18 protein-coding genes are annotated in these 20,972 nt (G+C 71.3%); 9 read left to right on the top strand and 9 right to left on the bottom strand.

Annotated elements, in window-relative coordinates:
* Positions 1–56: 56 nt before the first annotated feature.
* Entirely contained in the window at positions 57–1,115 is a 1,059-nt protein-coding gene (locus tag ACWEPX_RS22785; RefSeq protein WP_451899232.1) for a TRM11 family SAM-dependent methyltransferase, read from the bottom strand.
* Entirely contained in the window at positions 1,112–2,182 is a 1,071-nt protein-coding gene (locus ACWEPX_RS22780) for a hypothetical protein (RefSeq protein WP_451899231.1), read from the bottom strand. The genes ACWEPX_RS22785 and ACWEPX_RS22780 overlap by 4 nt, the downstream gene beginning before the upstream one ends.
* Positions 2,183–2,732: 550 nt before the next feature.
* Between ACWEPX_RS22780 and ACWEPX_RS22775 the strand changes: the two genes are divergently transcribed.
* The 8 genes from ACWEPX_RS22775 to ACWEPX_RS22740 all read left to right on the top strand — a co-directional run bounded on the left by ACWEPX_RS22775 (position 2,733) and on the right by ACWEPX_RS22740 (position 14,287).
* Positions 2,733–3,350, top strand: a complete 618-nt coding sequence (locus tag ACWEPX_RS22775; RefSeq protein WP_451899230.1) for a hypothetical protein — start codon at positions 2,733–2,735, stop codon at positions 3,348–3,350.
* A gap of 496 nt (positions 3,351–3,846) precedes the next feature.
* Positions 3,847–4,155 (top strand): pilin, encoded by a 309-nt coding sequence (locus ACWEPX_RS22770; protein ID WP_451899229.1) that lies wholly within the window; start codon positions 3,847–3,849, stop codon positions 4,153–4,155.
* 125 nt (positions 4,156–4,280) lie between these two features.
* Positions 4,281–6,386: a hypothetical protein gene (locus tag ACWEPX_RS22765; RefSeq protein WP_451899228.1), complete on the top strand. Its 2,106-nt coding sequence runs from the start codon at positions 4,281–4,283 to the stop codon at positions 6,384–6,386.
* Positions 6,383–7,573, top strand: coding sequence for a PrgI family protein (locus ACWEPX_RS22760; RefSeq protein ID WP_451899227.1), 1,191 nt, complete (start codon positions 6,383–6,385; stop codon positions 7,571–7,573). The genes ACWEPX_RS22765 and ACWEPX_RS22760 overlap by 4 nt, the downstream gene beginning before the upstream one ends.
* Positions 7,573–9,480: a VirB4 family type IV secretion system protein gene (locus tag ACWEPX_RS22755; protein WP_451899226.1), complete on the top strand. Its 1,908-nt coding sequence runs from the start codon at positions 7,573–7,575 to the stop codon at positions 9,478–9,480. The genes ACWEPX_RS22760 and ACWEPX_RS22755 overlap by 1 nt, the downstream gene beginning before the upstream one ends.
* Positions 9,481–9,519: 39 nt before the next feature.
* On the top strand, positions 9,520–12,183 hold the full coding sequence (locus tag ACWEPX_RS22750) for a type IV secretory system conjugative DNA transfer family protein (protein ID WP_451899225.1): 2,664 nt from the start codon (positions 9,520–9,522) through the stop codon (positions 12,181–12,183).
* 75 nt (positions 12,184–12,258) lie between these two features.
* Positions 12,259–13,317 carry a replication-relaxation family protein gene (locus tag ACWEPX_RS22745; RefSeq protein ID WP_451899224.1) on the top strand — a complete coding sequence of 353 codons (1,059 nt, stop codon included), beginning with the start codon at positions 12,259–12,261 and terminating at the stop codon, positions 13,315–13,317.
* Between the two features lie 4 nt (positions 13,318–13,321).
* Positions 13,322–14,287 (top strand): C40 family peptidase, encoded by a 966-nt coding sequence (locus tag ACWEPX_RS22740; RefSeq protein WP_451899223.1) that lies wholly within the window; start codon positions 13,322–13,324, stop codon positions 14,285–14,287.
* Between the two features lie 185 nt (positions 14,288–14,472).
* On the opposite strand, the gene ACWEPX_RS22735 is transcribed toward ACWEPX_RS22740, so the two are convergent.
* Complete coding sequence (locus tag ACWEPX_RS22735) at positions 14,473–14,970, bottom strand: hypothetical protein (protein ID WP_451899222.1); 498 nt, start codon at positions 14,968–14,970, stop codon at positions 14,473–14,475.
* 247 nt (positions 14,971–15,217) lie between these two features.
* Between ACWEPX_RS22735 and ACWEPX_RS22730 the strand changes: the two genes are divergently transcribed.
* Complete coding sequence (locus ACWEPX_RS22730) at positions 15,218–16,027, top strand: MarR family transcriptional regulator (RefSeq protein ID WP_451899221.1); 810 nt, start codon at positions 15,218–15,220, stop codon at positions 16,025–16,027.
* A 320-nt stretch (positions 16,028–16,347) separates the two neighbouring features.
* On the opposite strand, the gene ACWEPX_RS22725 is transcribed toward ACWEPX_RS22730, so the two are convergent.
* The 6 genes from ACWEPX_RS22725 to ACWEPX_RS22700 form a co-directional block, all read right to left on the bottom strand.
* A complete protein-coding gene (locus ACWEPX_RS22725) occupies positions 16,348–16,689 on the bottom strand; it encodes a hypothetical protein (RefSeq protein ID WP_451899220.1) in 342 nt (113 codons plus the stop codon).
* 284 nt (positions 16,690–16,973) lie between these two features.
* Positions 16,974–17,126: a hypothetical protein gene (locus tag ACWEPX_RS22720; RefSeq protein WP_451899219.1), complete on the bottom strand. Its 153-nt coding sequence runs from the start codon at positions 17,124–17,126 to the stop codon at positions 16,974–16,976.
* A 68-nt stretch (positions 17,127–17,194) separates the two neighbouring features.
* Complete coding sequence (locus tag ACWEPX_RS22715) at positions 17,195–18,943, bottom strand: hypothetical protein (RefSeq protein ID WP_451899218.1); 1,749 nt, start codon at positions 18,941–18,943, stop codon at positions 17,195–17,197.
* Between the two features lie 57 nt (positions 18,944–19,000).
* Positions 19,001–20,182, bottom strand: coding sequence for an AAA family ATPase (locus ACWEPX_RS22710; protein WP_451899217.1), 1,182 nt, complete (start codon positions 20,180–20,182; stop codon positions 19,001–19,003).
* The gene (locus ACWEPX_RS22705; protein ID WP_451899216.1) at positions 20,179–20,430 is read right to left on the bottom strand and encodes a hypothetical protein; all 252 of its coding nucleotides are present in this window, start codon (positions 20,428–20,430) and stop codon (positions 20,179–20,181) included. The genes ACWEPX_RS22710 and ACWEPX_RS22705 overlap by 4 nt, the downstream gene beginning before the upstream one ends.
* 29 nt (positions 20,431–20,459) lie before the next feature.
* Positions 20,460–20,684 (bottom strand): hypothetical protein, encoded by a 225-nt coding sequence (locus ACWEPX_RS22700; RefSeq protein ID WP_451899215.1) that lies wholly within the window; start codon positions 20,682–20,684, stop codon positions 20,460–20,462.
* Between the last annotated feature and the right edge of the window lie 288 nt (positions 20,685–20,972).

The raw sequence follows: 20,972 nt of genomic DNA, 5'->3' as shown, positions 1-20,972 counted from the left end.
GGCGGCGGCGAGCGGACGTGTCGCTCGCCGGTGCGGCGGGCAGGCTGCGTGGCCGGTCATGCCGCTCGTCCTTGCTCGGCCGCGTCATCCACGCTTCCGGCTCGTCTTGGGCGGTGTCCGAGCTCGACCGTGTCCGCCGCCAACCCCGCGGTTGCGGTGTTGTGCAGGGTGGTGCGGAAGACGAGGACGTCCTCGTGGGCGATCAGGTGCAGCGGCAGTCCGCGCTCGCGTTGTTTGCGGATGAAGTCGCGCTGGAAGAACGACCCGCGGGCGACGAGGTCGGTGGCGGCGGCGCGGGCGAGCAGGGCGACGTCGCGCTCGACGGGGATGAGTCCGGCGGCGCGGCCGCAGGCCAGGATCTGGGAGGGCAGGTCGATCAGCTCGGCGTGTTCGCGCCATGGGCGGATGGTGATGACGACGTGCCCGCCCGGCTTGAGGAAGGTCCGCACGCCGGCGAGGATGCGGGTGAACCCGGCCAGCAGGCGGTGGTGGCCGATGTTGGCGAGGTTGCCGCGGTCGAGGCTGTCGCCGTAGCGGTGGTGGTACTTCTGCACCCCCTCCCCCGGCACGACCGACACCTGCCCGTGCGTGGAGGGCCCGTAGGGCGGGGACGTCACAACCAGTGCCGCCTGACCGACGTACTCCGGGGCCAGCAGCGTCACCAGCTGGCGGGCGTCGCCCTGGATGACGCGGGCGTCGTGGTCGAAGCCGTCGTCGCGGGCGAGGTCCAGGTTCGCCCAGGCGACCTCGGCCCAGTGCGGCTCGTACTCCACACCGAGCGCGCGGCGACCCAGCCGCACCGCCTCGACCAGCGTGGTGCCGATCCCGCACATCGGGTCGAACACCAACTCGCCCGGCTGGGTGTAGTGCGCGACGGCGTGGCGCACGACCTCGGGCAGCATCTTGGCCGGATGCGCGGTCGACTCAGGCACGTAGGAGTTCTTGCGCTGCGTCGCCGGGGCAGCCTGCGCCGTCGCCCACACCGACACCGCATCCCCCGGCACGTCGGAGGCGTTGTCCACAGGCCTGTCCACACCGGCGCGTTGGGTCGTTTCGCTGGCGGCGTCCGTCGAAGCGTGGGGCGGTTCGCCGGTGGAGATGTGGTCGGGGTTCATCGGTGGCCTCCGCTGTTCGCGGCGGCGGCCGCGCGTCGCGCGGGTGGCGGTTGGTGGTCATGCGGTTGGACGAAGACGAGGACGTCGGAATGGATCCGGCGATGCGGCACGGGCAGCCCGCGCACCTGGGCGCGGTGCCGTGCCCGGGCCGCCTCCTCGGCCTCGCCGCCGCCCGCTGTGGGCGTGTGGGGGAGGTGGAAGCTGCCGTCGCGCACGGGGGCGTGGAGGGCGACGATGTGCTGCAGGTAGAGCAGGTCGGCGTTCTGCCCGGCGGCCACCACCGCACCGGTCGGGTCAGTCAACTCACCGCGCGTCCAGTCACAATGGGTGAGCACCGCGAGGATGCCGCCGATCCGCAACCGGCGAGCCGCGTGCAGCGCGACGAGGTCGACACTGCGGTCACCGCACAGCCAGGGCGGCAGGCTCGTCACGATCAGGTCCACCCCGTCGAAGCCCATGCTCGACAGGTCCGGCGCGACTTCCTCGGAGGCCGCTTCGGCGAGCGCCGGAATCGCGCCGCGGCCGGTGGACGGGTTGGTCCGGAAGGGGCGCGAGCCGGGCCCGGTCCCGACCGGATCGACCGGCACGTGCTCGACGCGCACGGCGCGGTCGAGCCGTTCGACAGCGGCCACGGCGTCGACCAGTTCGACGTCCTGCTCGGTGCCGGGTGCCCGATCGACAACGCCGTCGTCCCGAACGGCCCTGAGCGTGCGGTGGGTGTGCTCAGGGGTCGACGACCGGGCCAGCAGCACGACGCGCGCGGCGGGGTGGCTGAAGGAGGTGACGACCCGCTCGAGGAGCGCGGTGGGCCAGGTGGCGTCGAGGTCGATCGGATCGGCGCCCGCGGTCCACACGGTCGCCGGAGTCGGGGCCGAAGCCGCGCCGCTTGAGCGCGAGCGGTCCATGTCGGCGGCGGGCTTGGCGGGGCTGACTCGGGTGGTGGCCGGCGCGGTCGGCCACGGCCGCCGGTCCCCACCCCGGCGCCCGCCGGGACGAGCCGAGGCCGGACGGGAAAGGCAGGCACGCCGTCGCGGTGAGCGGCGGCCGGCGTGGTCGGGCTGGGTCACGAGTGTCCCCTTCGCCGAGGGTGGGCGCGCCCGTCGATGCGCGGCGCTGATGACACCCCTGAACTCCGAAATACAGACCCGACGGGGACACACTGTCGCCGAATTTCCTGGCGCCCGGATTTCGCGCCGACACCACTTGGGCGGGCACGCGAGCCCGAGACGAAAGTCGGACTACCGATGCTGGCGCGTTTCTCCGGCTGAAGACGGCTGACGCCATGACCCCGCGGGGCGGTTCGCGTCGCCGTCGCTTGCAGCTCTTACCGAACTGGTACCGCAACCACATAGCGCCAGGTAGAGGACCATTCCCAGCCAGTTGTTCCGATCTCGTCGGGGAGCCCGCGCCAAGCGCGCCGCTGCCTCCTCACTGAATCTTGTGGGCGCGGTCGAAGATCGCCGGTACCTCATCGGTGCCCGTGCGGTGCGTGTTTGGTCAGAGCTCGGTAACACCGGTTGTGGCGTCCTGGGCGAGTCGTTGTCCCGACTCGTTCACGGGAGTCATTCCATGAATTCGCGGCGCGCTATTCCACGCTCAGGTTTCGAGCGTGACTCGATGCCGTTGGACGCCGCCCGATCGGCGTTCGAGTGGCTGCTGACCGACCCGCACCCGCTGGCTGTCGACGGCCGGTTGTTCCCCGGGCTGCCGCCGCGGCGGGTGCCGCTCAACGAGCTGCGCGACCGGATGTTGCGCCGCAGCTGCCCGCAGGCTTCGCGGGACGCGGTGTGGGCGCACCTGGTCCTGCTCGCCCGCACGGAGGGCGAGGCGTGGACGGTCGGGTGCGTCGGTGTGGCGATGCCCGCGCTGACCTCCATCGCCGCCACCCTCTCGGCGCGCTTCGCCGGGGACCCGAGCGACATCCACGCCGCAGTGCTCGCCGGGTTCGTCGCCGAACTCGCCACCATCGATCTGCGGCGCCCGCGGATCATGCTCCGGTTGCGGTGGGCCGCCTACCGCGGCGGGCATGCGTGCCTGCGCGAGGCCCTGGACGCGCCGACCCCGACCGGGCGCGTGTTCAGCTCCGCCCTGCCGCCACCCCCGTGGGGACACCCGGACTTGGTCCTGGCCCGCGCGGTCGCCGAGGGCGCGGTCACCGCCGCGGAGGCCGAACTCATCGGCACCACCGCCTGGAGGGCGTCCCCCTGGCCGACGCCGCCGCCGAGCGTGGCCTGACCTACCAAGCGGTGAAGAAGGCGCGCCATCGCGCCGAGCGCCGCCTGGTCGCCTACCTGCTCGACACCACCACCGGCTCCCCGCACACCGACGACGTGGCCGCTCGGGCTGCCGACGCGATCACCATCAGCACCGCCGCCGGCCGCCGGAACGCCATCACCCCCACGTCACGCCCTGTCACTGAGTCGGCGGCGCGCGGGAAGAGGAAAGTCGGCGCTCGCGTGTCCCCGTCAGGCCGGTTTCCCGGAGTTCAGGGGTGCGGGAAGGAACCCGCGCACACCACCTGCTCGCCCACGCCGCCTCCCGGGTGCGCACAGCACCCGGCCCGGCGGTCGTCGGGCACGACCCCGGGAGTGCCGCGATGCGCCTGACCCCTAGCCTCGTCCGCCCTCGCCGCCACCGCCGCGGAGCCGTAGACCACCAGCCTCACCACAGCCCGGTCCCCTCGAGGGAGGGGGGACGTCGCGGCCGAAGTGCTGGTCGCCAGGCGCTGCTGGTGGCCGTGCTGGTCGCGGTGACGATGCTGGCCCCGGGCGCGGCCGCGCACGCCGGGGGCGCGGTGCTCGCGATCGCGGGCAGCGTCGATGAGGTCCTGACCAACATCCGCAACTGGTTGATGGGCATCCTCGCCGGGCTGGCGACGGTGTTCCTCACCATCGGCGGGGTGCGGCGGGTGTTCGGCGGCGGCGACCCGGGCGAGCAGGAGAAGGCCAAGGAGTGCTTCAAGGCTGCCGGGATCGGCTACGCCTTGGCCGCGCTCGCCCCGCTGGTCGTCACCGTGCTCAAGGGAATCGTGGGGGCCTGACGATGCGCCCGACATCCAACTCGCCGCGCAATGCCGCCCCAGCGGCGGGTGAGTCGTCGTCACCTGACAGCCCGCACCGCGGAGGCATCCGGTCGCCCTGTGGAGCACGCAACCGCGCGCTGCTGGTGTTGGCAGGGAGTCTGCTCGTCCTGCTCTCAAGCGGCCTCGCCGCTGCGGCCCTCTCTCCCAGCTCGGGCCCGCTGGTCGCGCTGACCGTCGCCGCGCAGCCGCTGCCGACAGTGGACCCGGACCCGTGCGGTCCTGGAGCGCCGCCGCTGCCGGTCTGCACCGTCCCGAGCACCACACCGGGGATGTCGGGGCTGCCGCTGCCCACCGGGTCTCCGACGCTGCCGCCGTGCGACCCGACCTTGCCGCTGCAGCCCTGCGTCCCCAGCACCCCAACAGCGTCGTCGACACCGTGTGCCGGGGAGGGCTGCATCCCCCAACCCGGCGCGTCCAGCGCGCCGCCCACCGCCCCTGGCGGCGGCCCACCGGCGCCGGGCGGCGAGCCTGAGGATGAGTGCGGGATCACCGACATCGGGGCGTGCATCACCGAGGCCATCAACGCCTTCTTCCGGGGCATCGTCACCGACGCGCTCAACCCTCTGCTGGATCTGCTCTCCCGCACCCTGCTGACCACCCCCATGCCCGGGGAACTGCCGCGGGTGGGTGAGCTGTGGGACAACTCCTGGCAGATCCTGCTGCTCTCCTACGGGCTGCTCGTGCTCATCGCCGGAGTCATCGCGATGGGCTACCAGAGCGTCCAGACCCGACACTCCATCAAGGAACTCGCCCCCCGGCTGGCGGTGGGGTTCGTGGCGGGGGCGCTGTCGTTGTGGGTGGCGACCAAGGGCATCCAGATCGCCAACGCTCTCGTCGCCGCCATCATGAGCGACGGCGTCGACGCCAACACCGCCGCCCAGACCCTGCGCAACCTGGTCCTCGGGTCGCTCAACGGCGGGATCTGGATCATCTTCGTCGGTATCTTCCTCGCCGGGATGCTCATCGCCCTGCTGGTGACCTACGTCGTGCGCGTCGCGCTCACCATCATCCTCATCGCCGGAGCCCCGCTGGCTCTGATGTTCCACGCGCTGCCGCAGACCGAGGGCATCGCCTACTGGTGGTGGAAAGCCTATGGCGGCTGCCTGGCCATCCAGGTCGGGCAGAGCATGACCCTCATCGTCGGGATGAACGTCTTCCTCGCCCCCGGCGGGTTCACCCTCTTCGGCCCCACCATGACCGGCCTGGTCAACCTCCTTGTCGCGCTCGCGCTGATGTACATCCTGTTCAAGATCCCGTTCTGGGTGCTGTCCTCCGTCCGCACCGGCAATGGCCGCAGCCTCATCGGCTCGCTCGTCAAAGGCTTCCTCGCCTACAAGACCTTCGGTCTCCTCGGCCGAGGCGGGCACGGAGGCAGAATGGGCGGCGGTCCCCGAACCTCTGGCGGTGGCCGAGGCGGGCACGGCAGCACAAGCACCAGCGGCAGCCCGCCCAACTCTCACGCCGCCCCACGTGCGCTCGCGAACGGACAGTACGTCCTGCCGTTGCCCGGCCTGCGCCGCACACGGTTCCTCCCGACAGGCAAGGCCGCTCTCGCCGCAGGTTCGGGCCCGAAAACGACCACGGCCGCCTGGCGGCAGCTGGCGCTGCCGTTGGGCGAGGACTGGCCGGAGAACAAGCCGATCCTGGGCCGCGACGGCCAGTACCGGCTCCCGCTGGCTGTCCACCGCACCCCACCACCCCCCGCCACACCCGACGCTGCCGGGCGGCGCCCCGGGCGCCCGAGCAACGGCGGGCAACTCGAACTGCCGTTCGACCCCTACCGCGGCAACCGCCCCACCCGCACCGGGCAATACCCACTCCCCCTCGACGGGATCCACCGAGCGCCACGCCCAGCGAGCCCGCCGCCGTCCATTCCTTCACCGTGCCCGCGCAGCCGAGCGGTCCAGCCGGAGCTGCCCTTCGACCCGTACAGGGGAAACCGCGCCACCCGCAGCCGCCAGTACGTGCTGCCGCTGGACGGCGTGCACCGCGTGCCCCCACCCCAACCAGCTCCCGCGCCGCCTGCTGCGCCCAGGCCGGTGCCGCCACGCCCCGGGCGGCAGCTGCGACTGCCGCTGGACCTGCCCAAGCCATCCACACCCCCGAAGCCGTCGACACCCGCCGGCACCCCGCCCTCGGCACCGCGCGGGGGCGGCGTGGGCTCGAAGCCCGGAGGTAGGACCTCATGACCACTCCCGTTCGCATCCCGGCCGACGTCGACATGCACGACCGTGTCCTCGGTCCGCTGACCGCACGCCAACTGGCCATCCTCGCCGCCGCCGCGGCGGTGCTCTACCTGCTCTGGCTCGCCACCCGCGCCCTCGTGCCGATCCCGGTGTTCCTGGCCGTCGCCGCCCCGGTCGCCGCCGCCTCGGCAATGCTCGCCCTCGGCAAGCGCGATGGGATGCCGATGGACAAGCTGCTCGTCGCCGCGATACGCCAACGGCTCACGCCCCGGCACCGCGTCGCCGCGCCCGAGGGCGTGCGCCCGGCACCTTCCTGGCTGACACCCCGCTCAAACCAGACCAGGGGCCGCCGCACGGATGGCGGGGGCGAGGAGGTGTCGCCAGCGGCGCTGCGGCTGCCAGCAGAGGCCGTCACCGAGACCGGGGTGGTCGACCTGGGCGCCGACGGCCTGGCCGCGGTCGCCGTGGCCTCAACGGTGAACTTCGCGTTGCGCACCCCGACCGAACAGGAGGCGCTGGTCGCCTCGTTCGGCCGGTACCTGCACTCGCTGACCGCGCCGGTGCAGGTGCTCGTGCGGACCCAACGGCTCGACCTGACCGCCCAGATCGCCGAGTTGCGCGAGCGCGCGGGCGGGCTGCCGCACCCGGCGCTGGAAGCCGCCGCCGTCGAACATGCCGACTACCTCGCCCACCTCGGCCGCCAGAACGACCTGTTGCGCCGCCAGGTGCTGCTCGTCCTGCGCGAGGGCCTGCGGTCAGGGGCGCCGACCGACGGCTTGGGTGGGCCTGGCGCGCTGGCGATGCTCGGGACGATGGCGGGCAAGCGCCGCAAACCACCGGGCCAGGTCGATGCCGGAGCCCGGCGGGCGGCGGAGTCACGGCTGGTCCGCCGCCTCGGCGAGGCGATCGTGCTGCTGGCCCCTGCCGGAATTCTCGTCACCCCGCTGGACGCCGGGCAAGCCACAGCGGTGCTGGCCTCGGCGTGCAACCCCGACAGCCTCCTGCCGCCCTCAGCCGAACTGGCCAGCGCAGACGAGGTCATCACCACCACCTTCGGCGCGGACCTGCCCGAAGACGGCGACACCCCCTTCTTCGCCCACACCACGCCATCCGGGCAAGCGGCGACTGCGCAGGGTGACGACGACTACGGGGACGATTGGGACTTCGAGGACGAGCGGGGGCGGTCCTGATGGCCTCCCGCATCCGCACGGCCCCCGGCGACCGCCACCCGATGGCGGGCTCGTCCCGGGCCGCGGCGTTCACCCCCGACGCTGTGGCCGTGGGTGCCCGGCACCTGGAGGTCGCCGGCGAGTGGGTCTCCTCCTTCGCGGTGGTCGGCTTCCCGCGCGAGGTGCACCCGGGCTGGCTGTCCCCGCTGGTGACTTACCCCGGGCGCCTAGACGTCTCGGTGCACGTCGAGCCGATCGACCCCGCCACAGCCGCGACCCGGCTCAAGAAGCAGCTGGCGCGGCTGGAGGCCGGGCGACGGCACACCGCCGAACACGGGCGCTTGTTCGACCCGCAGGTCGAAACCGCCACCGAGGACGCCCACGACTTGTCCTCCCGGGTCGCGCGCGGGGAGGGCAAGCTGTTCCGGGTCGGGCTGTACCTCACCATCCACGCCGGCAGCGAGAAGGAACTGGGCGACGAGGTGGCCGCGCTGCGGTCGCTGTGCGCGAGCCTGCTGCTCGACGCCAAGCACACCACCTACCGGTCGCTGCAGGGCTGGGTGTCGACGCTGCCGTTGGGGCTGGACCTCATCGGGATGCGCAGGACCTTCGACACCAGCGCGTTGGCGGCCGGGTTTCCGTTCACCAGCCCCGACCTCCCCGCCCCCGACCCCACCAGCGCGGCCGCGCCGTCCGGGGTGCTCTACGGCTACAACGTCGGCTCTCAAGGTCTGGTGCACTGGGACCGCTTCGGCGACGGCATGCACAACCACAACTCCGTGGTCCTCGGCCGGTCCGGGGCGGGCAAGTCCTACCTGGTGAAGCTGGAACTGCTGCGGTCGCTGTATCGGGGAATCGAGGTCGCCGTCGTCGACCCCGAGGACGAGTACGCCCGCTTGGCCGCCGCCGTCGGCGGCGCCTACGTCCACCTCGGCGCGCCCGGGATCCGGTTAAATCCCTTCGACCTGCCCATCCACACCCGCGCCGACGGACGCCGCACCGCCCCCAAGGACGCGCTCGTGCGGCGGAGCTTGTTCCTGCACACCGTCGTCGCCGTCCTCCTCGGCGGCGAACTCCACGCGGGGGAACGGGCCGCGCTGGACCGGGCTGTCGCCGCCACCTACCAGGGCGTGGGGATCACCGCCGACCCTCGCACCTGGACCCGTCCGTCCCCCACACTGCGGCATCTGCGGGACCGGCTCGCCTGCGCCGGGCAGTCCGGCGACCGGTCCGGAGGTGAACTCGCGGCGAGACTGCACCCGTTCGTCGAGGGCGCGTTCAAGCAACTCTTCGACGGACCCAGCAGCGCCAACCCCGAAGGCCACCTCGTGGTGTTCAGCCTGCGCGATCTGCCGGACGAACTCAAAGCCATCGGCACCCTGCTCACCCTGGACACGGTCTGGCGGCGGGTGTCCAACCCCGTCATCCGCCGCCCGCGCCTGGTCGTGGTGGACGAGGCGTGGCTGCTGATGAAAGAGAAGTCCGGGGCAGAGTTCCTGTTCCGCATGGCGAAAGCCAGCCGCAAGCACTGGGCCGGGCTGACCGTCGCGACCCAGGACACCGCCGACGTGCTCGGCAGCGAACTGGGCAAAGCGGTCGTGTCCAACGCCGCCACCCAGATCCTGCTGCGCCAGGCGTCCCAGGCCATCGACGAGATCACCCACACCTTCGACCTCTCCGCCGGAGAACGCGCGTTCCTGCTCTCCGCCGACCGAGGCCACGGCCTGCTCTCGGCGGGCACGCAGCGAGTGGCGTTCCAGGCCATCGCCTCCCCAACCGAGCACCACCTGGTCACCAGCGACCCCGCCGAACTCGCCGCCTACAGCGACACGGAAAGCCCTATCGACGACGCCGGGACCTACGTCGACCTCGGCTTCGACGGCGACGAGTTCGATGCCGACGACCAGACCCACCTCGACGCAGCCTGACCACCGCGCGTCTCCGCGCAGCTTCCCGGGGGCCTTCACATGTCGCTTCGAACAGATGCCGGGCTATCAGCTGCCCTGGACCAACGACTGGATCCGTTTCCCCTCGTCACAGCCCCACGGATCCGCTCGTCGGCCGCCGCGGCGGCGGGGTGGCTCGAGGACTACCTACGCGACCCCGGCGGCGCATTGCTAAAGCTGTTGGCCGGGTTACGCGACCTCGCGCTCGATTGGGGCCCTGTCGTCGGGCCGGTGCTCGTCGTGCTCGCCGCCGTGCTCGTGGCTGGGCGGCGGTGGTGGGCGCGACGCTGCCATGCACGCCTGCTCACCGGCGCCCGTCAGGTCACCGTCCTCGCCCCACCCACCGTGGACCCGGCGGGCGGCGCCGCGTTGTGGTCCAACCTCGTCGGCCTGCTGCGGCCCAACTGGCACCGGGCAGTCACCGGCCAGCCGCACTTGGCGGTGGAGTTCGGGTTCTCCGAGGCCGGGGTCGCGATTCGAATGTGGGTGCCCGGACCGGTCCCGCCTGGGCTCGTCGAGCGCGCGGTCGAGGCCGCTTGGCCCGGCTCCCACACCCGGGTCGAACCCGCGCGACCACCCCTGCCCACTCCCGGCACGGGACAGCGGCGCCTGGTCGTGGGCGGCGAGTTGCGCCTCGCGCGGCCCGAGGCGCTGCCCATCCGCACCACCTTCGACACCGACCCCGTCCGCGCCCTGATCGGCGCTCCGGTGGGCCTCGGGCGCGGCGAGCACGCCTGCCTGCAGGTACTGGCCCGCCCGGTCACCGGTCACCGCGTCCATCGCGCGCGACGCGCTGCCCGCCACCTCCACAACGGCACCTCCGCGCGCCCGGTCGGTCGCCTGCTCGACATCCTCACCACCGCCATCACCCCCGGCAGCGGCGGCCGTGCGCGGCGGCAGGCGGGGACGCGGACGGTGACCGGTGCCCTGCACAGCGATCCGCGGACCAATCTGGAGTACGCGGCGCAGAACCGGGCGATTGTCGGCAAGCAACGCGGCAGCCAGTTCGAGACCGTCGTGCGCTACGCCGTGGCCACCTTGCTCCCCGCCGGCACCGACGAAGCGGCGGTGAGCATGGCGCGGGAGGTCGCCCGCGGCCGCGCTCACGCGCTGGCAGCCAGCTTCGCCTCCTACACCGAGCACAACCACTACACCCGCCACCGTCTCCACCGGCCCGGCCGCGTCATCGACTCCCGCCGCCTCGGCCGCGGGGACCTGCTCTCAGTGCCGGAGCTGGCCGCGATCGCGCACCTGCCCACCGACGCGGCCATCCCCGGCCTGCACCGCGCCGGAGCCCGCGCCATCGCACCTCCACCCGGCATCGCCACACCCGGCCCGCAGGCCAAACCGATCGGCGTCGCCGACGCAGGCCACCCGCGCCCCGTCGCCCTGCGCGTCCCCGACGCCCGCCACCACCTGCACGTCATCGGCGCGACCGGCTCGGGCAAGAGCACGCTGCTCGGGAACATGATCTTGGCCGACGCCGAGGCCGGGCGGGGGGTCGTGCTGATCGACCCCAAGGGCGACCTCGTCACCGACATCCTGTCCCGTCTCCCCCGCTCCGCCGCCGAGCGGGTGGTCGTCTTCGATGCTGACAGCAAGTCTCGGCCGCCCTGCCTCAACCCGCTCGACGGCGGGGAGACCGACCTGACCGTCGACAACCTCGTCTCGGTGTTCCGCAGGGTCTACTCGGCGTTCTGGGGACCACGCACCGACGACGTCATGCGCGCCGCCTGCCTCACCCTCCGCGGCCAGCACCACGTCGCCACCCTCTCCGACCTGCCCAAGCTGCTCGCCGACCAGCCGTTCCGCGCCCGCGTCACAGCCCACGTCACCGACCCCGTGCTGCGCGGGTTCTGGGCCTGGTACGACGGACTCACCGACTCCAGCCGCAGCCAGGTCATCAGTCCGCTGATGAACAAACTCCGCGCCTTCCTGCTACGCCCGTTCGTTCGCGACGCCATCGCTAGCGGGCCCTCCACCGTGGACATGTCGCGGGTGTTGGACGGCGGAATCTGCCTCGTGCGCATCCCCAAAGGCTCGTTGGGCGAGGAGACCACCCGGCTGGTCGGCTCGCTGGTCGTCGCCCGCACCTGGCAAGCGACCACCGCCCGCGCCCGCACCCCGCAACGACACCGCCGCGACGCCAGCCTGGTCATCGACGAGTGCCACAACTTCCTCAACCTGCCCTATCCCATCGAGGACATGCTCGCCGAGGCCCGTGGCTTCCGGGTCGCCATCACCCTGGCCCACCAACACCTCGGCCAATTGCCCCGCGAACTCCGCGAAGGCATCTCCACCAACGCCCGCAGCAAGATCTTTTTCAACGCCTCTCCTGAGGATGCCCGTGACCTGGCCCGTCACACCGCACCCCGCCTCTCCGACCACGACCTCGCCCACCTCGGCGTCTACCACGTCGCCGCCCGCCTCGTCGTGAGCGGAGAAGAGGCCCAGCCCTTCACCCTGCTCACCCAACCCCTCCCACCAGCCATCCCCGGCAGAGCACGGGAAATCCGCGGCATCGCGCGCCGCACGGGGCAGGCCCGCGCGACCGAGATCGCCACCTACGCGCCACCGACCGTCGGTGCACGGCAGCCGCACGGCCCGTCGAGCCCGCCCCGAATTGCCAACCAGCACAAGCCAGCGACACGCCCACGAAGCGTCGATCCCCGCCGCACCAGCTGACCCAGCTCCGGCCGTGCACCTCGCACCCGTTGCCCCCGGGCGACATCCCCTCACCGACTAAGAGAGGCGCCATACGTGATCACGAACCCCACCCGTCAACGCGCCCTACGCGGCCACAAGCCCTCCCGCCCCACCCCGCGCGTGGCCACCAGCGCCGAACACCAAGCCGAGCTCGCGTGGCGACTGACCCCGCGCGACAAATGGATCGCCCGGATGCTCTGGGAACACCGCGTGCTCACTTCCCACCAGATCACCGCACTCGCGTTCCCCAGCTTCCGATCAGGCCGGATGCGCCTGCGGGAGCTCTACACCTGGGGAGTCGTCGACCGCTTCCAACCCTTCGTCACCCTCGGCACCGCGCCCATGCACTACGTCCTGGCGCCCGCGGGCGCGGCGGTGCTCGCCGCCGAGGACGGCCTCGACGTCAAAGACCTCGGCTACCGGCACGATCGGACCCTCGGCGTCGCCCACAGCCTGCGCCTCGCGCACACGGTCGGGGTGAACGACTGGTTCACCGCCCTGGTCGGCCACGCCCGCCACCCGGCCCCCGGCGAACAGGCCGCGCTCACGGCGTGGTGGTCGGAGACCCGCTGCGCCCGCCACTTCGGCGACCTGGTCAAACCCGACGGCTACGGCCGTTGGCGAACCGGCGACCGGCAGGTCGAGTGGTTCCTCGAGTTCGACTTCGGCACCGAGCCGCTGGGCAAGCTCGCGGGGAAGCTAGCCGGGTACGCCGCCCTCGCCGAGGCCACCGGCATCGCCACACCGGTGCTGGTGTGGCTGCCGTCCACCCGCCGTGAAGCCAGCGCCCGACGGCTCCTGGTACGGACATGGCGCGACCTCGACGACCGGCGCTGCGTGCCGGTCGCCACCGCGACCGCCGAGCTGCTCGACCCTGCGGCCGCCCACCCCAGCCCGGCCGACCAGGTCTGGCTCCCCCTGGATACCGCCACCGGAGGAACCAGACGCACCCTCACTGGGCTTCTCGACGCCTGGCCGCACCTCCAGTCACCCACCAGCTGCAACGGTGAAATCGCAGCCGGGCCGGACACCGCGCGCCCGCTGCTCCCGCCGCCCTCACCGATGCCGCCCGCGGCGGCGCCGCGCGGGCCAGGCCAGCCCGGGCGGCGGTGAGCCCGTGCTCGCCAGGGTCGCCGTCGCCACCTCCGCGGTGCTGCTGCTCATCCCCGTCCTGATCGGCCAGAGCGTGAACGCGGTCGTCGACGCGCTGTTCGGCAGCTCCCCCACCGTCGGCTGCGCGGAACCGATCGCCGACATCCCACCGGACTACTGCCTGCTCTACACCACCGCGGCCCCGCACTGCCCCGGCCTGGACTGGACCGTCCTCGCCGCCATCGGCAAGGTCGAGACCGACCACGGCCGCTCCACCCTGCCCGGCGTCCACCACGGCGAGAACTCCGCTGGTGCCGCCGGACCCATGCAATTCCTCGCCCCCACCTTCGCCGGCGTCATCGCCGCCCACCCCATCCCACCCGGCGGCGCCTCACCGCCCTCCCGATACAACCCCCACGACGCCATCCACGCCGCGGTCTTCCTCCTCTGCGACACAGGCGCACGACACGGCGACCTCCACGCCGCCCTCTACGCCTACAACCCCGCCGACTGGTACGTCGACAAAGTCCTCGCCCAAGCCACCCAGTACTCCCAATCCGCCACCAGTTCCGGAACCGGTGGCTGCGGCACCATCTACGCCCCCAACCCTGCCGCCCACGCAGCCATCACCTACGCCTGCAGGATGCTGGGCTTGCCCTACGTGTGGGGCGGCAACGGCCCAGACCACGGCCACACCGGCTTCGACTGCTCCGGACTCACCACCACCGCCTATGCCGCTGCCGGAATCACCCTGCCTCGCACAGCCCAAACCCAGTACGACACCGGCCCGCACCTCCTCGCCGAACAACCGCTCCTACCAGGCGACCTGGTCTTCTACGGAACTCCCCACCGCATCCACCACGTCGGCCTCTACCTCGGCAACGGCAAGATGATCAACGCTCCTGACTTCGGCCAACCAGTCCAGATCGACGACTACCGCTACCACGGCGACGACTACGCCGGTGCAACCCGCCCCACCATTGATCTGTAAGTCACACCCGGAACACTGCCCTGCGTAATGATTTACAAGGGCACCCTCTTCAAAGACCCTTGGCTCCGACCGTCACCGCTGCCGCCGACCGACGTAGGGCACGTTCGAGCGACTCATCGGGGCGAGTGGCCCACGAGCCGTAGCCGCGTGGCACTCACGCGGCTACAGCTCACGATTGATTCAGGTCAGGCAACGGCTCCGGTGGCGGCCGATTCGGGTTCAGGTCCCGAGTCGGATACGTGCATGGCCAGTAGCGGGTGCAGGCGCATGGTCGCCCGGTAGGAGCCGGTGGCGGTGCCAGCCTGGTCCATCCAGTTCTGGGCCTCGGCGGTGTCAGGGAACGGTCCGATCCATAGGAGCAGCCGCCGTGCGGGCGGGTCGACCAGCACCGACACCGCAACAGGTCCGGCGATGTCCGTGTCGAGGTCGGGTGTCCTGGCGGCGATCATCGCGTCGGCGAAGTGGTCGACCAGTTCGAGGACTGTGCCGGTCGCCTCGGCGGTGGCGCAGGTGGTGATCGGGTCGGCGTCCGGCGGGTACAGCGCGACCGTGCAGCCGAAGGCGTCGAGGTCGTCCGCGATCCGTCGGGATGCGAGGTCGGCGTCGTCCCGGTCGGTGAAGGGCCCATACAGCGTCGTTCCGTCGGCGCTGCGAAGCCGGAGCGCGGCGAACTGCGGTTCCATCTCTACCCCTGTCTGTTGCGGGCGAGCGTTAGTTGGTAGCCCGATAACGGTATGGACGCTCCACGCAGGTCGAGATGTCAAGCGCTGCACCAGGACGGGTGATGCTCCATAGGAGACGGACCTAGTTCTCCAATGCTGCTTGACTTCAGTAGCCGACAGAGCGTCCATGGTGGTGTCCCGGCCGCTAGCGAGTCGCCTGCGGCCGGAGCTTGACTGGCCGCAGAACAACGTCGAAACGAGGACCGCCATGACCACAACACCCTCCGCCCAGAAGACCCGTGCAGACATCGAGTCGGCGGACGCGGCCGGGGCAGCCCTGCAACCGGTTCCCGACGCCGCAGCACCGCGACGGACCGACGCCGAGGACAAGCTGTGGGCAGCACTGCACGCCCACCCGACCAGCACCGCCGCCGCCCTGTCCGCCGCCGCCGGGATCGGCAAGTCCACCGCGCAGAAGATCCTCTCTCGATGGGCCGTCGAGGGAGGCGTCAGCCGCACCGCAGGGATCGCCGAGAGTGGTCGCCGAGCCGCCGACCTGTGGGCGATCTCGGACGAAGCCGTCACCCCCTCAGACATCAACGCGCCCGACGACGACGATGCCGTCGAGAGCGCACCTGCCGTAACCGACACCTCGGAGCCCGCGCCAGCACCTTCAGTCGAGGCCAGCACCACCCCTGACGACGTGGTCTCAGGAACGGCGGGTCGGGATGTTTCTGGCACAGCTCACTCCGAAATCGCCGGTCCGCATGACGGAGTCGACACTGCCGAGCAGGCTGACGACCAGGAGGCGGCTGAAACCAGGGGAGACGCCAGCGAGGGGAAGGTGGAGCGGCTGGCTCCCGGCGCGTTGCGGGGGATGGTCGAAGACCACCTCCGCGACCACCCGGACCAGCAATGCAGCCCAGTCGAGATCGCCAGGTCCCTCGGAGGAAAGTCCACCGGCGCGGTGACCAACGCCTTGGACAAGCTCGTGGTTGACGGGGTCGCGGTCCGAACCCAGGACCGCCCGAAGCGCTACGCGCTCGCGCCTGCAGAAGTGACGACCGGATCCTCCTGATCGCCCAGCGTCAGCTCGGGTGTGCCCTATCGGCGGTGTTTCCGATAGGGCACAAACCGTTCGGTGCCGTTTGAGCAGAAGGGAGCAACGCTCCGACAGCCTACGGCTCATCACGCCCGAGCTACCGCCCACACGAGGCATGCGCAGCAGTTCCAGCTCCGCCACGGGCTAACTCGGCGACCTTTCTGCGGCCAGCTCGGCCGCGACGAGAGGCCCAACTCCCGGCACCCGCGGCAGCGGCCCCGAACGAGACCAAGCCAGCCTCCCCAGCTCGGAGAGGTCGGCCCGCCGCGAACCGACGATGCGGCGGGCCGAAGGATTCAAGCGTGCGCGTTCCAGGTTCGGTGTTCGGGGTTCCATACGCCTTCGGTGTAGAGGCGGTTGAGGTCGGGAAAGCCTGGTCCGTGCATCCAGCCGAGGCGTTCGCAGTCGGTGTGGCCGGGCCAGGTTCCGGTCCAGGTGTCGTGTCCGCAGTCGTGGTCGAGGTCGCACATCAGGCGTTGGTGTCCGGTGACGAGGCATCGCGCGATGTCGCAGCCGTTGTACTCGTCGGACAGGTGGGGTTCGCCCACTGCGACGTCGCAGTCTGGGCATTGTTCCCGGTAGTCCATCAGTCCGGACACCTCGGGAGGGGTCGTGGGGTCGTTGTCATCGCCCGTCATCGGTGGTTCTGACCTTTCTGGCGCGTGTCGTGGTCGGTGTCGGCTGGAGCGGTTGAAGGGTCCCCTCCGGGGCCGGGAGTGGCGGTTCAGGTAGCCAAAGGCTGAGTGAGGCCGGTGGAACCGGCTGGTGTCGGCTCCTCGTGGGGCTAGTGGAGGCAGCGGTCGCCGTAGGTCAGGCCGACCACCCGAGGGCGTCGGAGGCGATCGCGGGCAGGTGCCCGATCTGCTCACCGGTGCCGAGCCACACCACGGGCGGGTCGATTGGCCGGACGCACGACTGTGCGTCATCGGTGGTGCGTGCGCACTACCACCCTCGCGAGAAGGTGCTCCGTCGGGTCGGCGGCGGATTGGGCGGCGATGCGCAGCGGGGCGGCGGGGTCGTAGCCGGACAGGGCGGCGATCAGTTCGCCCACGGTCTTGGGTCGGGTGTTGGTCATGCGGGTCAGACCTCGTGGTCGTCGGGGTTGGTCCGGGGCGGCGGATTGCGCCCGGGGACCGGGCGGGTTCAGCGGGCGGCGCGCAGGGCGGTGGTGGCGGCGCGTCCGATGGCGTGGGCGGTTGCGGTGGGGCTGCTGAGCATGTGCACGGTCACGCCGTCGAAGGGGTTGTCGTCGTCGTCGGTAATCAGCCACAGCACGGCGCACCCGCAGGCGCGCAGCCGATCGACTTGTGCGCGGGCGGCGGCGCGTTCGGTGTGACCGTAGTGCCCGTCGGAAACGATGACGAGCAGCCGTGCCGCGCCGGGGTGGGAGAGCCCGAGCGCGCCGTCGAGGGCGGCGGCGGCGGTGGCGAGGTCGTGGGCGGCGTCGTTGGTCGCGAACTCGGTCACGTGGTCGGGCACGGTGTGGGGGTGGGTGATCGCCCGGACGTGTGCGCCGTAGATGACGGTGGCGGTGGTGACTTCGACGGTGGCGCGCGCCCCGGCGTGGGCGAGAATCCATGCGGTCGAGGCGACGGGTCGGCGTAGGTAGCCCATGGACGAGGACACGTCGCAGGCGATTCCCAGCCGCAGCGGCGGGGTGGGGGTGTGGAGTCGGGCGGTGCGGGTGAACGGTTCAGCGGTGACAGTCGCCCCGGCGGCACGTTGGGCGTCGGCGGCGAGCACACCGCGCATGCGCAGCCGCCCCGGGGGAATGGGCGAGGTGGCGGTGACGGCTGCCCGTTCGCGGACTCCGGCGGTGGACAACGCGCGGGCGAGGACGCGGGCGGCGGTGCGTTCGTCGGCGGTGGGCGGGCGGGTGCCGGCCGTGGCGGTGCTGCCCATACCGTGGGGGTTGTAGTGCGCGGCGGAGAACACCGTGCGCGCGATCTCCTCGTTGGCTTCGTCGTCAGCGTCGTGGGCGGCTCGGCGCGCGGCCGCGAGGGCGGCCGGATCCTGGGGCAGCGTTTCCTTCCCGACCGCCCGTGCGACGTTCGCCAGTGCTTGCGCGATGGCGGGAAGCAGCGGCGAAGGCGGGTCGGACAGATCGGGGTCACCCTGTGCGCCGTTGTTCGGGTTGGGGTCGTCAGGGTCGACGCCGAGGGCTTCACACCACCGCCTCCCGAGGTCGATCATCCCCTCGGCGTTGTCGTCGGCGGTGTTGAGCGCTTCGCGCCACAGTTCGCGTAGCTGCGCGAGCAGGTCCGCGCCGAGAATGGTCTCGATCACGGTGGCGGCCGGGGCGATCTCGGCGGCGGTGAGGATGCCGCCGTCCACCCGTGCCAGCAGCAGCGCGGCGGCGCGGGCGGCGTCCAGAGTCGTCATGGCGGGCGTGCCGCCGGTGGTGGTTGCGGCGTTGTAGTCGGCGAGGATGAGGTTGGCGGCGGAGGTGCGCAGCCAGTGCCGGTCGTCGGGTCGGCGGCGGATCTGCGCGGCTTCCATGCGCGGCTCTTCCAGCAGCATGGCGGCGTCGACCACGGCGGGCGGGGCGTTGTCGGGGGGTGTCCAGGCGGTGTGTTTGGCGTGCCCGCATTCGTGGGTGAGCAGCCCCCATGTGGTGGCGTAGCGGGTGCGGTCGGCGAGGTTGGAGGGGTCGACGGTGGTGGGGTCGACTCCGAGGTGGGCTCCGTCGACCTCGATCAGCGCGCGGGCAGGGTAGAAACAGGCGGGCGCGCCGCTGCCTGCGCCGGGAGCGATGGTGACGATCAGGTCCTCGCGGTCGGCGATGATTTCGACCTCGTCCACCAGCGCGGCGGAGAGGGTCAGCCATTCCGGACGTGTGGGGAATACGGCGGTGCCGGTGGCGTCGGGGTCGGCTACCAGGTGGGTGCTCATAGTGTCTGTCCTTTCACGACGAATTGGCGGGGTTGTCGGTGGGGACGGCGGATCGGCTCAGATGCGGGGACCCAATGCCAGGGGTGTCACTGTGACACCGAAGACGGCTTTGACGGTGGCGGCGACGACGTCGCGGTCCTCCTCGGGGGCGATGCCCACGAGGTTCCCAGCGGCGGCTTCCGCGCCGACCACGCCCGCGATCCTTTGGAAGGCGATCAGCTCCCGAAGTTGCGGTGCCCATCCGATTTCGCCTTTGGCTTGTCGGGTTGCGAGGTTGCGGGCGATCTTGACCGCGCGCTTGTCGATCTTGAGTTGTGCGGCGAGGTCGTAGTCGGTGATCACGTGGATGTGCGCGGAGAACCTCGACGCCAGGGCATCGGTGAGGATCGCTCCATGCACGCCGGGATTGTGCCCAGCGACCACATAGAACCCCGGGGCGGCGTCCACGACCTCGCCACCGTTGGCTTTGACCACGATCTGGCGTCGTCCGTCCATCGCTGGGTAGACCACCGCCAGTACCGTCGGGGCGATCAGGGTCGCGTCGTCGATGAACAGCGGCACCCCCTCGCGCATCGCGCGCACTAGCGGACCGTGCACGAACACGAACCGACCGTCGGCGGTTTGGGTGTACTCGCCCACGAAGTCGGCGACCGTGGTGTCCCCATCGCCCTGAACCGTCACCAGGTCCGGAAACGCCGCCTCCACCACCGAGGTCTTGCCCGTGCCCGGCGGACCGTAGAGCAGGGCAGCCACCCCCGCGTCCCGGAACCGTTGCAGCGCGGTCACATCCGGCATACCGGCGAGCATTCGTGGGTGGTAGGTCAGCCCGTTCGGGCGTTGCACCGGACCGGTGACCGCCCGCGCCGACCCGGCGGTGGTGGTGCCGCCGGTCGCGGGCGCGGCGACTGCTGGTGCCGGGGCGCACGGCTTCGCGCGCGGCGGGCGGGGCGGTCGTGTTGGGGCGGGGGTAATGGCGGGCGCGGCGGCGGATGCTGTGGTGCTGGTCGCCCGGTAGGTCAGCGGGGTGGTCGAGACGACCTCCGCCTCGCCCCTTCCAGCCAGTGCCTTGCAGGCGTTGCCGACCGCACCGGAGGACCGGGTCAGTGTCTGCGCGATCGTGCGCGGGCTCAGGGCGGTTCCGGGGTTGTCGGCGAGGACTTTCGCGACCATCGCGCGCAATTCGCCGTTGCGCAGTCGTGACGGGGTGAGCGCTGGGGCGGTGTTCGTGGTCGTGGTCATGATGGTTCTCCCCTGCGGGCTAGCGAGGCGTTGAGGGCGGCGGTGATGGTCGCGGTGATCGCTGCACCGGGCGCGCGGGTGAGCCGGGCGAACCACGCACCGGCGGGCGCGTGGATCGCGATGTCCACGGCGTCGGTGCCTGCAGCGTGGGGATTGTGGACCACGACCCGGGCACCGGTAGTGCGATGGCGGTGCACACGGTTGCCCGGCGAACTCGTGAACCCCTGTTCGCCCAGGTAGGCGAACACCGCGCTCACCGTCATCGATTGCGTCGACCTCATTGCCACTCCTCGTCCTCGGTGTCGGCGTTCCGCGCGGTGGCGTCGTCGACATCCCGCTGATGGATCATGGCTACGGTGAACGCAACCTCGGCGTCGGCGAGCAATTCCGACGACCACCCGCCCGAACACACCGCGAACGCCCCGCCGTCGACGAGAACCTCAACATCGACCTCATGGTCCGCGTCGTCGATATCACACATCATGCCAACCTCCTCGGACATGGCTCACGCCAAGCGTGGTGTTCGATGATTTAACCCCCCGGGCGTAGTTCCATTATTACTCGACACGGCGCGCGCCGCAATGTGGCTGCGCAGCTCATTTCAAGACTCTTTATTCACGGCGCCGCCCGCCATTCCGAAACAACGACGACCGACCACATGAGCAGCACATTCGATGCGTCCATGCGAAATAGAAACCGCAAGCAAGCGTCGGAATGAAGAGGTTCGACAGGCCATCGGCGAACTGACGGCCAATGGTTCCGACGGGTGTTGTCGACGGGTGTGCCAGGC

It is taken from the genome of Actinokineospora sp. NPDC004072 (genome assembly GCF_053604195.1).
The sequence above is the reverse complement of the archived record's forward strand: the minus strand, read 5'-3'. Positions and strand labels throughout refer to the sequence as shown.

Coding starts and splice junctions, on each gene's coding strand:
- ACWEPX_RS22735 (WP_451899222.1), bottom strand. CDS start 14,970: ATGGAACCGCAGTTCGCCGCGCTCCGGCTTCGCAGCGCCGACGGAACG.
- ACWEPX_RS22760 (WP_451899227.1), top strand. CDS start 6,383: ATGACCACTCCCGTTCGCATCCCGGCCGACGTCGACATGCACGACCGT.
- ACWEPX_RS22755 (WP_451899226.1), top strand. CDS start 7,573: ATGGCCTCCCGCATCCGCACGGCCCCCGGCGACCGCCACCCGATGGCG.
- ACWEPX_RS22720 (WP_451899219.1), bottom strand. CDS start 17,126: ATGACCAACACCCGACCCAAGACCGTGGGCGAACTGATCGCCGCCCTG.
- ACWEPX_RS22750 (WP_451899225.1), top strand. CDS start 9,520: ATGTCGCTTCGAACAGATGCCGGGCTATCAGCTGCCCTGGACCAACGA.
- ACWEPX_RS22715 (WP_451899218.1), bottom strand. CDS start 18,943: ATGAGCACCCACCTGGTAGCCGACCCCGACGCCACCGGCACCGCCGTA.
- ACWEPX_RS22775 (WP_451899230.1), top strand. CDS start 2,733: ATGCCGTTGGACGCCGCCCGATCGGCGTTCGAGTGGCTGCTGACCGAC.
- ACWEPX_RS22730 (WP_451899221.1), top strand. CDS start 15,218: ATGACCACAACACCCTCCGCCCAGAAGACCCGTGCAGACATCGAGTCG.
- ACWEPX_RS22785 (WP_451899232.1), bottom strand. CDS start 1,115: ATGAACCCCGACCACATCTCCACCGGCGAACCGCCCCACGCTTCGACG.
- ACWEPX_RS22700 (WP_451899215.1), bottom strand. CDS start 20,684: ATGTCCGAGGAGGTTGGCATGATGTGTGATATCGACGACGCGGACCAT.
- ACWEPX_RS22725 (WP_451899220.1), bottom strand. CDS start 16,689: ATGACGGGCGATGACAACGACCCCACGACCCCTCCCGAGGTGTCCGGA.
- ACWEPX_RS22710 (WP_451899217.1), bottom strand. CDS start 20,182: ATGACCACGACCACGAACACCGCCCCAGCGCTCACCCCGTCACGACTG.